Genomic DNA, 14,484 nt, shown 5'->3' with positions numbered 1-14,484 from the left:
GACTATGAAAAAGATATTTTTCTATATGCTTATAAGCATCCTTTCGGTCAGTTGTGTAAAATATGATGCACTCCCCTTCACAGGAAAAGTACTGCCTCGTCGCTCTGGATATATCAATGAGGTTACCAACGATTGGATATACTACAACTTACGTACTGGTGAGATATTTAACGCTTACCAAGTGAATGCAGATATCATAGAAGGAGGACAGAAAAATCGTCTAAACTGGGATTTGGCTTTCTGTGGTAATAAGCTGCGCACCAATAGTGGTACCAGTGGCAATGGGCATGGTGGAGTAGCTGATATGGGTTTTCAAGGGTACGACCGTTGGCAAAGCTCCTCACAGATACCCCATAATGTACAATGGGTGGTGGATACTAACAATGTATCTATTACCATGTCTCGGCGGGAGTGGGTGAGCTATACGGTGGCCAATAACATCACAGGGATTCCGTGGTTTGACCCCAACCGAGGCCCTCAGCAAACCACCACTACGGCCAATCCACTACTGAGTAAGGCTTTGGTGTTTTCCGGGCCACCACCTTCTTACGAACCTTCATTTCATACTTATATCGTACGTACTGCCGATGGATTGCACTATTTCAAATTGCAAATTGTCAGTTGGTATGACGAAAGCATCCAGATAGGAGACACAGGAGGGCGTATTAGTTTCTATTGTGATGAGTTAAAGTAAAACCCTGCATTCTCTCCAAAGCACTGCTAAAACAGTTCAAAATTCTTCACTATTCACTTTTCACTAATCACTAAAAAATTGTATCTTTGCAGTTGTTTTACCTGTCAGGCATTGACCATTGACAATTAACCATTAACAATTAAAAAAGATGTTATCATACAAAAGAAGCAGTGCGCTTTTTCAAGCAGCGCAACAGGTACTTCCTGGGGGGGTGAACTCTCCCGTGCGTGCCTTTAATTCAGTAGGGGGTAGCCCTGTATTTGTAGAACGAGCCCAGGGGGCCTACCTCTACGATGCCGACGGCAATAAGCTCATTGACTATATCGCCTCATGGGGGCCACTACTCTTCGGTCATGCGTATGCCCCTGTGATAGAAGCCGTTACCGAGCGAGCTAAAAAAGGCACCTCTTTCGGTATGCCTACCGAGGTAGAGACCCAGATTGCTGAAAAAGCACACTCTATGGTGCCCCATGTGGAAAAAATACGCTTTGTCAACAGCGGTACTGAGGCTTGTATGAGTGCCATTCGCTTAGCACGTGGCTATACCAAGCGGGAAAAGATTATCAAGTTTGCAGGCTGCTACCACGGCCATTCGGATTCTTTCTTGATTGCGGCAGGCAGTGGCGCCACTACCTTCGGCGTACCTAATAGCCCTGGGGTTACTCAAGGCACTGCCAAGGATACCCTACTGGCCACCTATAACGATTTGGATTCGGTAAAAGCCCTTTTCGCTGCCCACTCCCAGCAGATTGCTGCCATTATAGTAGAGCCTATCGCAGGAAATATGGGCTGTGTCTTGCCAGCAAAAGGCTTCTTGGAAGGTCTTCGCGCCCTATGTGATGAGCAGGGTGCCCTCCTTATCTTGGACGAGGTGATGACAGGCTTCCGATTGGCCAAAGGAGGTGCTCAAGAGGCATTGAATATCAAGGCAGACTTAGTTACCTTTGGTAAGGTCATCGGAGGCGGACTCCCAGTAGCGGCTTTTGCTGCCCGAGCCGAGATTATGGATCACTTAGCCCCTACAGGAGCTGTCTATCAGGCAGGTACCCTTAGCGGAAATCCATTGGCGATGAGTGCAGGACTGGCCATGCTCACCGAGATAGAAAATAGGCCAGAGGTATTCGATAGCTTAGAAAAGAAAACCGCCTACTTGCACGCAGGATTTGAAAAAGTATTTGCTCAGGCGGGTATCCCTGTACAGATCAATCGATTTGGCTCTATGTGTTCGGTATTTTTCAGTGAGACGCCTGTAACCGACTTTGCCTCCGCCCAGCGTGCCGATCATGGCCGTTTCAAGAAGTACTTCCATGCGCTTCTCTCTCGTGGTATCTACTTGCCACCTAGCGGTTACGAAAGCTACTTCCTCAACGATGCCCTCTCCTACACTGACCTTGACGCTACCATCGCCGCCCTTCAGGACGCTGTAGAAAAAGGGGAAATATAATAAACTATCGCAAGAAAACCTATACTCTAATTCATTAAGACGCAATAAATTGCGTTTCTACACAGGACTATGCTAGGCAAGGAACTGCCTTAGCCACCACCTATGTAGAGACGCAATTTATTGCGTCTACTTCCCTACCTCCAACGACTACTCCTTAATTCCTATCCCCTATCCTCACCTGTTAAATACTTAACACAATTTTTTATTGTATAAATTCTTACTTCTCGTCCTTCTTTTCCTTGACTTTGCCCCTTGTGATATCGTAATTTTGCCCCACATTTTTCAGGAGTCAGTATTCAGATGTCAGCATCTAACCACTAACCACCAACCACTGACCACTAACCACTTATAATTATGGAAGAGGCTTTATCAATACTTTGGACATACGCACGTCGCCAGCCGATAGAGAACAATGGGAAGACCATAGTGGCCACCATTAGCCAGAGCATCGCGGCTATTCGTATCATCATGCGTTTAGAAGGATGGCTGCGAAAAAATGAAGGACGGGAAAGTGAAGAACGAAGAATGATCAGTAAAGAGCGAAAAACAAAGCCAAGCCAAAATTTAGAGCTTGGATATGTGGAGGAAAAGAACAGAGTATATGAGCCATTTGCCCAACCCCAATTAGCACATGCTGCTGAGAGCTTGCAGCTCGTACCTACAAACGATAGCGCTTGTAGCGCTTCTATACTAACAGAGAACATCACTTTTGACCGATATGAGTTGCAATCTCACGCCAGTGAGAGAGCTACCAAATCTGCCAGCACCTACTTAGCAGCCCCCTCTCCTTCGGAGAGGGGGTTGGGGGAGAGGATTTCTGCACAGAGGGGGTTGGAGGAGAGGATTTCTGCACAGAGAGGTTTTGGGGAGAGGATTCGCCTCCCCTATCATGAAGTACTGTCTCGGTTTGCTAAGGTTTCCTATACGATGAGCAAGGCCCGTAAGCCTTATCATAGCAACCTAAGAGTGCAAGTGGCAGGCCTAAGTATACAAGCCACTTGTAACCAACAAAAAAAGCAGCGCCGTAACGCTGCTTGTAAGGTTAAGGAAAGCAAAAGCATATCCCCCTATGAGTACTCCTGTGCGGTAAGCCATAAGCACTCCAAAGCGGCAGCCCTCATGCTAGATAAAAACCGCATAAGACCCCCATGTGTGGCATTAATCATTAATGGCATTAATCATTGATTAGTGACATTAATCATTAAAATTTTGGTGCAAAAGGTCTATCAGTAGAGAATATCTGTATACCTTTCTGTGCCCATTCTTTGTAGAGATGGTCGCCACGGGCTTCAGCGCGCTTGTCTAAGTTACCAAGGGTACCGAGAATGGAGGGGATTCTAAGCTCATTGAGTTTTTTGTAAAGACTGTCATCAGCTAGGTGTACCCCAGTGAAAGCCACCAATTTGTCCTTGTGAATACCTGTTTCCAAGATACGATCCAGTTCGTCCTGATTGCGTACCGTAACCGAGATAAGCATCTCAGGAGCTACGCGATAGAGGGCTTTGGCTTGTTCCACATTGTAGCTGATAAGTACCACTTGCCCTTGCATCTGCTCGGCACGTACCAGTTCGGCTACCTTGCTATAGGAAATCCCCTTTTTGAAATCCAACATCAGGTAGGCATTGTGTTGCTTACACCAAGCCAATACGTCCTTTAGTAGCGGTATTTGAAAAGTGGTTTCTTTGCCAAAATCATCTTTGAGACGTTCCTTGAGTAGCGCCTCGGTGCTCATTTGGGAAACGATGCCTTGCCCTGTAGCAGTACGACCGAGTTTGTCATCGTGCATGAGCATAAGATCGCCATCCGTACTTTCAAAGATGTCTATCTCAAAGCTGTGGATACCCTTTTTGGAAAGATACTGAATCGTCTGCAAGCAGTTCTCTGGATAGCCTGCGATACCCTTGCCTGCACGGTGAGCAGAAACGATGGGTTTATCAGCAAAATAAATCTGGTTGGTAATCACGTCCTTCTGTGAGGCGATTTGCCCAGAAGAATTGTGCTTACAGCCTACTGCAAAAAGCAGTACAAAGAATAATAAAAAGGTTTTTTTCATGTTTTTTCTTAAAAATCTTATGTAATTATAGTCAAACAAAAATGGTTTACGAAAAATTAGCGTAAGCAATGTAGGGGCAAAGTCCGCGAAAGCGTAGTATGTGAGGCAATTCGCCTTCACTCATAAGGTAGCTCTTACATTATAGTCAAACAGAAATGGTTTACGAAAAATTAGATGAGCAGGTGTAGGGGCGAATGGCAATTCGCCCTTGAAAAAGAGCAAATAAAGAATTAATCTCTTGTTCTATTTATTCGCAATCTAAATATGATAGACTATAAAATAAGGATATAGAACCCTTTGTGATTCTATATCCTTACAAATATTCCTAAACTATTATGCACTAAGTAGGTGTTGGGTAAAGCCCGATTTGGTGAGTTTATCCTCAGCATAAGCACGGGTAACTACCAAGCTCTTTTCCCCTGTACCAGGTAGGGAGAACATCGCATCGGTGAGGATACTCTCACAGAGCGAACGTAATCCACGCGCACCAAGCTTGTACTCTAAGGCTTTTTCTACGATGAAATTTAGCGCATCTTCCTCAAAGGAAAGCGAGATATCATCCATACCGAAAAGTTTGATATATTGCTTGATAATAGCGTTCTTTGGCTCGGTGAGGATCATGCGGAGGGTTTCCTTATCCAGTGGGTTCATATAGGTAAGCACAGGAAGTCGGCCGATGATCTCAGGGATAAGCCCGTAATCTCTTAGATCCTTGTGAGTTACATACTGGAGTAGGTTCTTATCATCTACACGGGTCTCCTTGGAGGTATTGTAGCCCACTGCTTGGCGGTTCATACGCTTGGCGATGATCTGTTCTATACCATCAAAAGCACCTCCTGCAATAAAGAGGATATGCTCGGTATTGACTTCTATATACTTTTGGTCAGGGTGCTTACGCCCTCCCTTGGGGGGTACATTTACAATAGAGCCTTCCAAGAGTTTGAGCAAGGCGTGTTGTACCCCTTCGCCTGATACATCACGGGTGATAGAGGGATTGTCGCCTTTGCGCGCGATCTTGTCTATCTCGTCTATAAAGACAATACCGCGTTCGGCTCTATCCACATCGTAGTCAGCTGCTTGTAGCAGACGCGTGAGGATACTCTCCACGTCCTCCCCTACATAACCTGCTTCGGTAAAGACAGTGGCATCTACAATGGCCAAAGGTACATTGAGCATCTGGGCAATGGTACGTGCCATAAGGGTCTTACCTGTCCCTGTTTGCCCAACCATCACGATGTTACTTTTTTGTATTTCCACTTCATGCTCATCGCGCTCTTGTAGCAGTCGCTTGTAGTGGTTGTACACCGCTACAGAAAGCACCTTTTTAGTAGCCTCTTGCCCGATGACATATTGGTCAAGGAAGCCCTTGATTTCTGTAGGTTTCTTTAGCAAAAGGTCTTTGTTGAGCGCCATGATGGCCTTCTTCTTGTTGTTCTCTATCTCAGAACGCCAGATACTTGCCGCTTGCTCTATACAAAAATTACAGATATATACATTGCTCTCTACACCGCTGGAGACAAGGAAAACATCCTTTCCCGAATGCCTCCCACAGAAGGAACATACTTCAGTTGATGAACTCATAATATTCGAATGTTAAAGGGTTATTTTTGTCGGATAAGCACCTCGTCTATCATACCGAAGTCTTTGGCTTCGCTGGCGATCATCCAGTAATCGCGGTCTCCTGTACGGATAACCTCCTCAGTGGATTTGCCTGAGTGGCGTGCGATGATAAGGGCTAATTCCTCTTTGATTTTTAGGATCTCACGGGCGGTGATTTCTATATCACTGGCTTGCCCTTGTGCGCCTCCCAGTGGTTGGTGAATCATCACACGGGAGTGGGGTAGGGCTGAGCGCTTGCCATGAGCACCTGCACAGAGCAGTACTGCGGCCATAGAAGCGGCCATACCTGTACAGATGGTCGCTACATCGGGCTTGATGAATTGCATAGTATCATAGATACCCAAGCCTGAATACACCTCACCCCCTGGGGAGTTGATGTATATCTGGATATCCTTGCTAGCATCCACGCTTTCCAAGAAAAGCAATTGGGCTTGTATAATATTGGCTACATTCGAATTAACATCAGTACCCAAAAAGATAATTCTATCCATCATAAGACGAGAGAACACGTCCATCTGTGCTACATTCAGCTGGCGTTCTTCCACAATATAGGGAGTCATGCTGCTGACGATCGCATCGTAGTACATGCTGCTGATACCTCTATGTTGGGTAGCATATTTTTTAAATTCTTTTGAATAATCCATGTCTTGTTAATTAGTGATGGTGTTGGTGTGAATAGAACTTTTCTATAAAAGAGTCTATATCAATCTCTATTTTGTTCAAGTTGGCTTTTTCTTTGTAGAACTGTATGAGCTTGCCTCCGGTGAGTTCACGATGGATACGTTCTACTTCTGCACGTTCTTTTAGGGTATTGTTTACAAAGTTGTCCAACTCTTTCTTTCCGATTTCAAACAAGCCAAAGCGTGCCATCTGAGCGCGGATCGCATTTTCACAGAACTCGCGGATTTCATCGTAAGACACCTGTAGGTTGTTGTCCTTTATGATCTTACCTTCTATAAGTTGGTAGCGTAGGCCTTTTTCAGATTTTTCGTAGTCTTCAGCTGCTTCTTCTTCAGTGATAGGGTTTTCACTAGTGGTGCGAATCCAGCGCTTGAGGAAGTCAGCAGGAAGGTCGAACTTGGTTCTTTCCAAAAGTGCTTCAGTGGCATCGTCCAAAAGGCGTACATCGCAAGAGTGGTCAAAGTCTTCTTTGATACTCTTGGCTACCTTCTCGCGGAAAGCCTCTTCGGTAGTGGTATCAGGATATACTTTTTGGAAGAACTCCTCGTTCATCTCAGCCAGAATCTGCTCTTGGATTTTCTCTACAGTGAAAGTTACCTCTATATCTAGGTCGTGTACCTCATCATGTGGTTTATCAAGGGCTTGCATAAGCATATGTGCATCCTTGAAAAGGCCTTTCGTGGAGAGGGTAAGTTGGTCACCTACCTTTTTGCCTTTGAGTGCTTCTAAGGCTTTTTCGCCCAATTGTGCAGCGGTGAAAGTAAAGAATTTGTCTATATGTTCCGCTTCATTGAAGAAAGTACCTGAAATCTGGCTTTTCTCAGTGATGCTATCGCTCTCCTCATAACGGCCGAAGTGGCCACGGAGGTGCTCTATCTGAGTATCTATTTCCTTATCAGTTACTTTGATATCGTAGTAGTCAATAGGTTGGCTTAGGTCAATGGTAAATTCAGGTTCTAAGCCTATTTCAAAAACAAGCTTGTGGTGATCGCCGCCAAAGTTGGCATCTGAACCTTCCTCTTTAGGAATGGGCTGGCCTAGTAGCTGGAGCTTCTCCTGATCGATGAAATCATTCAAAGACTGACTGATGAGTTTGTTAAGCTCATCCATCTGTATGGCCTTTTCATATTGTTTTTTGATCATTCCCATAGGCACATGTCCTTTGCGGAAGCCTGGGACAGAAGCATTCTTACGATAGTTGTTCAGTGCTTCCTCTACCTTTCCTTGGTAGTCGGCCTTGTCAATCTCTAAGGTAATTACGGCATTAAGCGCGTCTATTTGTTCTTTGCTAATCTTCATTAGGATTGGTTTTTTTATGAAATAATTCAGCTGGCAAAAATACTACAAATATTTGGTATGTCCAAAACTTTTCTCAGAAAAATGAAAAACGGCTCTTCACTCTTCACTTTTCACTCTTCACTTATCAGCACGCTTACCGCATTGCCACCAAAGCCTGTGGCGTTGATAAGTATGTTTCTAAGTGGGCGCTCAGGGGCAGCGGGGAGGTAGGGAACAGGCAAAAAGTGCTGTTGCTGGAGCATCAGCACGGCCATTTCCATAGCCAAGGCACCACTGGCGGCAAAGGTGTGTCCGATTTTCCATTTGTTAGTGGTAAGCAGCGGCAGCTCTGTGCCAAAGACCTCTGCCAAAGCCAAGTATTCAGCCTGATCGCCCTTTAGTGTACCTGTGGCATGGGGGATAACCACATCTACCTCCTTGGGATCTATTCCTTCAAGGGCTTGCTGCATACTGCGGCGCAGTGCTTCGGCATCGGCGGAGATGGCCACCGGATGGGTGATGGGTTCACTGGCATAGCCAATGCCTCTGATGGTAGCCAAAGCGCGGGGAGAGCTGCCTTTCTCCAAGGCAAAAACAGCCGCGCCTTCGCCCAGTACCATGGTGTTTTTCTCCTTGCTTGTAAGCAAGGGTACGCTGGGATAGGCAGCTGCGGCATTGCCATAGATCTTTAGGGCTTTCATCTGGGCAAGGGTAAAGGGCGTTAGTGCTGCTTCACTACCACCGATAAGAAAGCCCTCGGCCATATCGGCATGCAGCCAAGCCACGGCATTGACCAAAGCATGTAGCGCCGTAGAGCACGTAATAGAGTGGGAGATAGCCACGCCATGCCCCTTGGCATCTTGCATCACCCACGAGGCTATGTTGCCCAAAGAGGTAGTAGGGGAGGCCAGCGGAGTGGTCTTACCTTGGGCTAAGTACTGTGCGTGATATTGCTCAAAAAGAGTCGTAGCACCACGGGAGGAACCTATATTGACGCCAAAGTCCTTATCCCTTGGCCAAAGAGCCTCACCAAGGGCTTGGCGCGCAGCATACATGGCATAGAGCACCGTGGGGTCTAAGTCCTTGTACTTAACAGAGGTCTGTTGCAAGAGGGCAATCTCTGCCAAAGCCTCACCTCCTAAAGCGCCTATAGGAAAAAGAGTGTCGCCAACGACCTTATTCTCAAGCAGGTGCCCCTCGGATAGGTAGGAACGCCACACCTCCTGGCGGGTATGTCCCAAAGGGGAAATACTTCCCATTCCTACAATGGAAATATGGGTTTGCATAATAGCTAAAAAAGTTTTAACATTTGATTGATGAAGAGCAAAATAAATAAATGCTATCTTTGCCCTTTATTTAATAAACAGAAATACGCATGAAAAAGATTGTACTCTCTTGTGCCGTTGTGCTTGCCCTTTCTTTGGCAAGTTGTAAGAACAACAATGCAAATGCAGAACAAGCCGCTGCTGCTGTAGAACAAGTGGCTGCCAATGTGGTTGCCTCTGGTACCTACACCGCAGAACCTTCTTCTGTAATAGAGTGGGTAGGAAAGAAACCTACTGGCCAACACACAGGAACTATTAGTTTGAAAAGCGGTAGCCTTACCGTAGATAATGGTAATATCACAGGTGATTTCACCATTGATATGAACTCCATTACTGTAACCGACATTACCGAAGCCGACGGTAAACTCGACCTTGAAGCACACCTCAAAGGTACAGGTAAGGAAGATGGGGCTGACCACTTCTTCAACGTAAAAACCTATCCTACTGGGACTTTCAAGCTTACTTCCTTCGACGGAACCAACGTAACTGGGGATCTTACTCTAAAGGGTAAAACCAAAACTATTTCTTTCCCTGCTACCCTTACCATTGCCGATGGTGAAGTAACCCTTGAGTCTAAGCCTTTTGAAATCAACCGTGTGGATTTCGGAGTGAATTACGCTTCTAAGTCTGTATTCGGTGACCTAAAGGACAAGTTCATCAATGACGAAATCGAACTTGTGGTAAAGGTAAAAGCAAAGAAATAATCATACGCTCTATTTGAGAAAACGATTATGCCAACTATGCTCCATGGGTGTTTCCCATGCATGTTGGTACTCATAAAGGTTGGTAACCAAGTTGTTAAAAACAATAGTTTGGTTATCCACCTTTTTTTGTTGGGCTAATTTCTTGAAATCTACCAAAGGTACATAGTAGATTTCCCCCTCATGGCGGTAACTTACATTCATTTTGTCCAAGAGCAAAAGATTGTGTTTGCGTTCCAAGTCTTGGATAAAGTGAGCCAAATCGTCCAAGGAGCAGCCGCCTATATGCTGGTTCTCATCAGCTGCAATGACGATAAAGCGGGCATAAGGAATCTCAAAGGCACACCGAACCGACTGTCCATGCGATGCCCATGAGCTAAGGTATGCCTTGAGGTCAGCACTGATCTGTGTGCGTTCCTCTTCGGTCAGCAAGCGATTACATGGATAGATCCATACCCGTGCTGTATCTTGTAAAGTGTTGAAATCAACTAACATAATGTATATTTTTGCAAAGGTACGAATTTAATCATTACAAGACGATATCATATTAATTATTTAGTATTTATCTTTTTGCAATTTTCTTTTATTTTTATTTGGATTTGTACCAAATAAAGCATATCTTTGCCTTCTCTAAGAAACACAAATTTAAATCTTTATAATGAAAAAGATACTCGCCGTTTGTTTCGGATTATGTGGCGCTAGTATGCTCTCGGCACAGGAGCAGCCCGATTATACTACACTGAAGGCACAACTCAAGGAGGAGATCCTGCGGGAACTAGACCAAAGGGACAGCGTGGTGAAAGCACTATCTCCCAGCCCTTTAAGTAAGGATCGCTTCTCCTTCTCTGGTTATGGAGCGGTGAATTACTACAAATATGGCACCTATGACTCCGACCCTTATATAAAGGATAAGATAGACCATGAGCGATTGAACCTCTATTTGGGATATCGCTTTAATGATTGGATCTCTATGCGATCAGAAGTTGAGTTTGAGCATGGGGGGACAGGAATTACTATGGAAACGGATATACAAGAAGAAGCAGGCGAATTTGAAAGAGAAGTAGAAGCAGGAGGCGAAGTGAAGCTCGAACAGATGTACTTAGATTTCCAGCTCCGCCCTTATTTCAATGTACGAGCAGGACGCGTAAAACTCCGATTGAACTTGGCACAGACACTTGATAGACCTACTTCATACTTTACCACTCATAAACCTGAAATGGAAAATGAAATACTCCCCTTGGGCTGGTATGAGAATGGAGTGCAGTTCTATGGAACTTTTGCCGAACGTTTCCGCTATGAACTCTCTGTTACTAATGGCTTAGACGCTACAGGCTTTAGTTCTCGTAATTTTGTAAAGGGCGGGCACCAATTGCGCTTTGAAATGGCCAATGCCAATGCTTTTGCATTTACAGGGCGTTTGGATTATCTCTTTGGGAATAACAAACATACCTTCGTAGGTGCAGGCTTTTATACAGGTAATAGTACACCAAACCGACCTGAAGATGATTTGTTCAAGGACGGACGAGTAACCCTCTTTACAGGACATCTCTCTTATGATGAGGGGCCATTGCGCTTTAATACCGCTTTTATCTGGGGAAATGTACAGAACTCCGATCATATTTCCAAGGCCAACGCACAACTACCAAAGGCTTTAGGTGTTAAGCGAACTCCTGTAGGAAAAGAGGCTATAGGTTTTGCCGCCGAAGCAGGTTATGAGATACTACATCTCTTTAATTTGAATACAGTGCAAAAAGTATATCCTTTCTTGCGCTATGACTATTATGACACTATGAGAAAGACACAGGGAATTATTCTCAAAAATCCTAAGTGGGAGAGAAATGCCTTTACAGTAGGAGCCAACTGGTTTGTCATTCCTCAAGTGGTAGTAAAGGCACATTATCAGTGGCGTACATTAGGTGCTGAATTTATTGACCTAAAACAAAAAGTACCTGTATATACAGGCAGAAATATAAAAGAAAATACTTTTTCAGTAGGGATTGCCTTTTCTTTCTAAGAATATAGCATATCCATTTTATCAAAGTAAAATTTCAAATAACAGAATGATATGAATTTTAAATCTTTAACACTTAGTATGCTTTCAGCAGCCTTCCTCGTAGGTTGTGGAAAAGACGACAAAAACGCTGATGAGAAAGGTAGCGTTACCGAAGCGGAAGAATTAGCCGTAATCCATGACATTGTAAACAATGTGGTGATTCCGACTTACAAAGATCTCAACGACAAAACAACTGTCTTGAAAGCCGCTCTTGATGCCCTTAGAGCTAATCCTACAGCAGAAACCCTCCAAAAAGCACGTGAGGCTTGGAGTACTGCTCGTTCTCCTTGGGAACAATCGGAGGCTTTCCTTTGGGGACCTGTCAAGAAACCAAATGACCTTGACGGGGCTATGGACGACTGGCCTTCTGATTTGGAAGGAATGCAAAAAGTAGTAGCAGCAAGTACTCCTATTACTCCTGAGGTGATTAAAGCCAATGATGATACACGTGGTTTCCACTTGATCGAGTTCCTTATTTGGGGTGAAGATGGTAACAACCCAATCAAAGCTGAGGCACTTATCGACAATGGAAGCAACAAGGCTGACCGTAAAAAAGAATACCTTGAGGCAGCTTCTGTAGATTTGAAAACAAATACACAAACCCTTTATAGCCTTTGGGAAGATGCCAATGGATTTAAAAAGGAATTTTTGAACCCAGCTTTGACAAATGATACTTATAAGTCTACTAAAAATGCCCTTTCTGAAATCGTTTCAGGACTATGGACTATTGCCGATGAGGTAGGAGCTTCTAAAATTACCAAATCATTTAACCCTAAGGAAAATAATGGTAATCCAGACCCTTCTAAGGAAGAATCTCGCTTTAGCAATAATACCCGTAAGGACTTTGCTGATAATATGCGAAGCATTCAGAATGTTTACCTAGGTAAGTTTGACTATGCAGGCAAGCAAGGTAAAGGACTTACTGACCTTATCAAAAAGTTAGACCCTCAGCTCGATGCCAAGATGAAGGCTCAAATAGAGAAAGCTATCGCTGATATCGAGGCAATCCCTGTATCTTATGCCGATGCTATTATCAATAATAGACCTGCTGTAGCTAAAGCACAAGCAACTGTATTGGAATTGCGTGAAATTATCCAAAAAGAATTAGGTAAATACTATAATGTAGTAGAGCCTAAAGAAGACTAATGAACTTAAAACCTTGAGCAGACGGCAAAAGAAGGTTTAGACTTCTTTTGTCGTTTGCTCATATAATCTATTTACAACAACCCTCAACGATGAAAATTATAAAAACACTTTTAGCAACCACACTGCTCCTCTCAGCTTGTAATATGGAAGAGAACGAGTATATCTACCCAGAGAATCTCCCTTCTTTGAGCGATCGTACTTACGCAGGAGGAGGAACAACAATCTTCAATGAGACAAGTTTTGCTTATGGTTTTCCTGCACCAGGCCTTACTCCTGAGGAAGATGATATGCACGGTGATGGGGATAGTATGTTCGAACAAACTTTTGTCCGTAATCCTGCTCCTAATTTTGGAGGATTAGGGCCTATTTTTAATAGTTCTTCTTGTTTTGATTGCCATCCAGGTGATGGGCGAGCTGCCTTTCCTGCCGATGATATGGTCAGAGCCAGAGGTTTTTTTATGAGAGTAAGTCTCCCCGGAGCAGATGAACATGGAGGGCCGTTGCCAGTACCTGGCTTTGGCACCCAAGTACAGAACCGAGCGCTTTTTGGCTATCAGCCCGAAGGACGTTTTGGCGTAACTTATCAAGATATAGTGGAAACCTTTAAGGACGGCACTCAGGTCGTGTTGAAAAAGCCGATCTATACTCTTACAGGAGTGACAGCTACAGTGCCTGCCAACATTCTGATTTCTCCTCGTACTAGTATGCCTATCTATGGTTTGGGGCTATTGGAGTTTATCCCCGAAGCAGACCTCTTAGCCGCTGAAGATATAGAGGATAAAAACAAAGACGGCATCTCTGGGAAAGTGAACCGCGTATGGGACGAGGCGAACCAACGTATGGGTATTGGTCGTTTTGGCTGGAAAGCCAATACTGCTACACTACTTGATGAAGCTGCGGGTTCTTACTTAGGTGACTTAGGAGTAACCAACCCTTATCATGGCTACCGTGTGGAATTAGGACATGGACAAGTAGGGGTTGATGATGGTTTGAACGATGATCCTGAGATGACTAAATACCAAGTAGATGCCACTGAAATGTATCTTAGAACTCTTGCTGTACCTGCTGCTCGCAATATGAATAAGGCTTCTGTGCGCAATGGCTCTCGTATCTTTGATGGTATTGGTTGTGCGGCCTGTCATACACCTAAGCAGCGTACATTGCAGGCGCCGATCAATGCTTTGGCCAACCAAACCTTCTATCCTTATACCGATATGCTCTTACATGACATGGGGGAAGACCTCGCCGATGGTCGTCCTGACTTCCTGGCCAATGGTCGTGAATGGCGTACCCGTCCGCTTTGGGGCATAGGTCTACAAGCCTTAGCAAGTGGGCACACGCACTTTATGCACGATGGTCGTGCTAAGAATATCACCGAGGCTATTCTTTGGCATGGAGGAGAAGCACTCCGTTCTAAAGAAATCTTTAAGAAACTCACCAAAAAGGAACGAGCCGACCTACTCGAATTCCTTAATTCTATCTAGTTTTC

13 protein-coding genes are annotated in these 14,484 nt (G+C 44.6%); 7 read left to right on the top strand and 6 right to left on the bottom strand.

Features of this window, described 5'->3' with window-relative positions:
* Positions 1–4: 4 nt before the first annotated feature.
* From HMPREF9331_RS10335 to HMPREF9331_RS10325, 3 genes are all read left to right on the top strand, one after another.
* On the top strand, positions 5–694 hold the full coding sequence (locus tag HMPREF9331_RS10335; protein ID WP_016420887.1) for an HmuY family protein: 690 nt from the start codon (positions 5–7) through the stop codon (positions 692–694).
* Positions 695–842: 148 nt separating this feature from the next.
* Positions 843–2,138, top strand: coding sequence for a glutamate-1-semialdehyde 2,1-aminomutase (hemL, locus tag HMPREF9331_RS10330; RefSeq protein ID WP_016420886.1), 1,296 nt, complete (start codon positions 843–845; stop codon positions 2,136–2,138).
* Between the two features lie 354 nt (positions 2,139–2,492).
* Positions 2,493–3,323, top strand: coding sequence for a hypothetical protein (locus HMPREF9331_RS10325; protein WP_016420885.1), 831 nt, complete (start codon positions 2,493–2,495; stop codon positions 3,321–3,323).
* Positions 3,324–3,339: 16 nt separating this feature from the next.
* Here HMPREF9331_RS10325 and HMPREF9331_RS10320 read toward each other — a convergent pair whose 3' ends face one another.
* The 5 genes from HMPREF9331_RS10320 to HMPREF9331_RS10300 all read right to left on the bottom strand — a co-directional run bounded on the left by HMPREF9331_RS10320 (position 3,340) and on the right by HMPREF9331_RS10300 (position 9,056).
* Positions 3,340–4,191: a glycerophosphodiester phosphodiesterase family protein gene (locus HMPREF9331_RS10320; protein ID WP_016420884.1), complete on the bottom strand. Its 852-nt coding sequence runs from the start codon at positions 4,189–4,191 to the stop codon at positions 3,340–3,342.
* A gap of 333 nt (positions 4,192–4,524) precedes the next feature.
* Positions 4,525–5,772 carry an ATP-dependent Clp protease ATP-binding subunit ClpX gene (clpX, locus tag HMPREF9331_RS10315; protein ID WP_016420883.1) on the bottom strand — a complete coding sequence of 416 codons (1,248 nt, stop codon included), beginning with the start codon at positions 5,770–5,772 and terminating at the stop codon, positions 4,525–4,527.
* A gap of 20 nt (positions 5,773–5,792) precedes the next feature.
* Positions 5,793–6,455 (bottom strand): ATP-dependent Clp endopeptidase proteolytic subunit ClpP, encoded by a 663-nt coding sequence (gene clpP / locus HMPREF9331_RS10310; RefSeq protein WP_009640912.1) that lies wholly within the window; start codon positions 6,453–6,455, stop codon positions 5,793–5,795.
* Between the two features lie 10 nt (positions 6,456–6,465).
* Positions 6,466–7,791, bottom strand: a complete 1,326-nt coding sequence (gene tig, locus HMPREF9331_RS10305) for a trigger factor (RefSeq protein ID WP_016420882.1) — start codon at positions 7,789–7,791, stop codon at positions 6,466–6,468.
* Between the two features lie 110 nt (positions 7,792–7,901).
* Positions 7,902–9,056, bottom strand: coding sequence for a beta-ketoacyl synthase N-terminal-like domain-containing protein (locus HMPREF9331_RS10300; protein ID WP_016420881.1), 1,155 nt, complete (start codon positions 9,054–9,056; stop codon positions 7,902–7,904).
* Positions 9,057–9,145: 89 nt separating this feature from the next.
* On the opposite strand from HMPREF9331_RS10300, the gene HMPREF9331_RS10295 reads away from it, so the two are divergent.
* Positions 9,146–9,799 (top strand): YceI family protein, encoded by a 654-nt coding sequence (locus HMPREF9331_RS10295; RefSeq protein WP_016420880.1) that lies wholly within the window; start codon positions 9,146–9,148, stop codon positions 9,797–9,799.
* Between the two features lie 9 nt (positions 9,800–9,808).
* On the opposite strand, the gene HMPREF9331_RS10290 is transcribed toward HMPREF9331_RS10295, so the two are convergent.
* Positions 9,809–10,291 (bottom strand): hypothetical protein, encoded by a 483-nt coding sequence (locus HMPREF9331_RS10290; RefSeq protein ID WP_016420879.1) that lies wholly within the window; start codon positions 10,289–10,291, stop codon positions 9,809–9,811.
* A 163-nt stretch (positions 10,292–10,454) separates the two neighbouring features.
* On the opposite strand from HMPREF9331_RS10290, the gene HMPREF9331_RS10285 reads away from it, so the two are divergent.
* The 3 genes from HMPREF9331_RS10285 (at position 10,455) to HMPREF9331_RS10275 (ending at position 14,479) form a co-directional block, all read left to right on the top strand.
* On the top strand, positions 10,455–11,810 hold the full coding sequence (locus HMPREF9331_RS10285) for a porin family protein (protein WP_016420878.1): 1,356 nt from the start codon (positions 10,455–10,457) through the stop codon (positions 11,808–11,810).
* A 51-nt stretch (positions 11,811–11,861) separates the two neighbouring features.
* Complete coding sequence (locus HMPREF9331_RS10280; protein WP_016420877.1) at positions 11,862–12,995, top strand: imelysin family protein; 1,134 nt, start codon at positions 11,862–11,864, stop codon at positions 12,993–12,995.
* 89 nt (positions 12,996–13,084) lie between these two features.
* Positions 13,085–14,479: a di-heme oxidoreductase family protein gene (locus tag HMPREF9331_RS10275; protein ID WP_016420876.1), complete on the top strand. Its 1,395-nt coding sequence runs from the start codon at positions 13,085–13,087 to the stop codon at positions 14,477–14,479.
* Positions 14,480–14,484 lie beyond the last annotated feature (5 nt).

The sequence above is a fragment of the Capnocytophaga granulosa ATCC 51502 genome (assembly GCF_000411115.1).
In the GTDB taxonomy this organism is placed as follows: domain Bacteria; phylum Bacteroidota; class Bacteroidia; order Flavobacteriales; family Flavobacteriaceae; genus Capnocytophaga; species Capnocytophaga granulosa.
Note: the sequence above shows the minus strand (reverse complement) of the source record. Positions and strands in the feature narration are given on the sequence as shown.

Excerpts from the sequence above, each read along its gene's own strand:
- HMPREF9331_RS10335 (WP_016420887.1), top strand. The coding sequence starts at position 5 with ATGAAAAAGATATTTTTCTATATGCTTATAAGCATCCTTTCGGTCAGT.
- hemL (WP_016420886.1), top strand. The coding sequence starts at position 843 with ATGTTATCATACAAAAGAAGCAGTGCGCTTTTTCAAGCAGCGCAACAG.
- HMPREF9331_RS10325 (WP_016420885.1), top strand. The coding sequence starts at position 2,493 with ATGGAAGAGGCTTTATCAATACTTTGGACATACGCACGTCGCCAGCCG.
- HMPREF9331_RS10320 (WP_016420884.1), bottom strand. The coding sequence starts at position 4,191 with ATGAAAAAAACCTTTTTATTATTCTTTGTACTGCTTTTTGCAGTAGGC.
- clpX (WP_016420883.1), bottom strand. The coding sequence starts at position 5,772 with ATGAGTTCATCAACTGAAGTATGTTCCTTCTGTGGGAGGCATTCGGGA.
- clpP (WP_009640912.1), bottom strand. The coding sequence starts at position 6,455 with ATGGATTATTCAAAAGAATTTAAAAAATATGCTACCCAACATAGAGGT.
- tig (WP_016420882.1), bottom strand. The coding sequence starts at position 7,791 with ATGAAGATTAGCAAAGAACAAATAGACGCGCTTAATGCCGTAATTACC.
- HMPREF9331_RS10300 (WP_016420881.1), bottom strand. The coding sequence starts at position 9,056 with ATGCAAACCCATATTTCCATTGTAGGAATGGGAAGTATTTCCCCTTTG.
- HMPREF9331_RS10295 (WP_016420880.1), top strand. The coding sequence starts at position 9,146 with ATGAAAAAGATTGTACTCTCTTGTGCCGTTGTGCTTGCCCTTTCTTTG.
- HMPREF9331_RS10290 (WP_016420879.1), bottom strand. The coding sequence starts at position 10,291 with ATGTTAGTTGATTTCAACACTTTACAAGATACAGCACGGGTATGGATC.
- HMPREF9331_RS10285 (WP_016420878.1), top strand. The coding sequence starts at position 10,455 with ATGAAAAAGATACTCGCCGTTTGTTTCGGATTATGTGGCGCTAGTATG.
- HMPREF9331_RS10280 (WP_016420877.1), top strand. The coding sequence starts at position 11,862 with ATGAATTTTAAATCTTTAACACTTAGTATGCTTTCAGCAGCCTTCCTC.
- HMPREF9331_RS10275 (WP_016420876.1), top strand. The coding sequence starts at position 13,085 with ATGAAAATTATAAAAACACTTTTAGCAACCACACTGCTCCTCTCAGCT.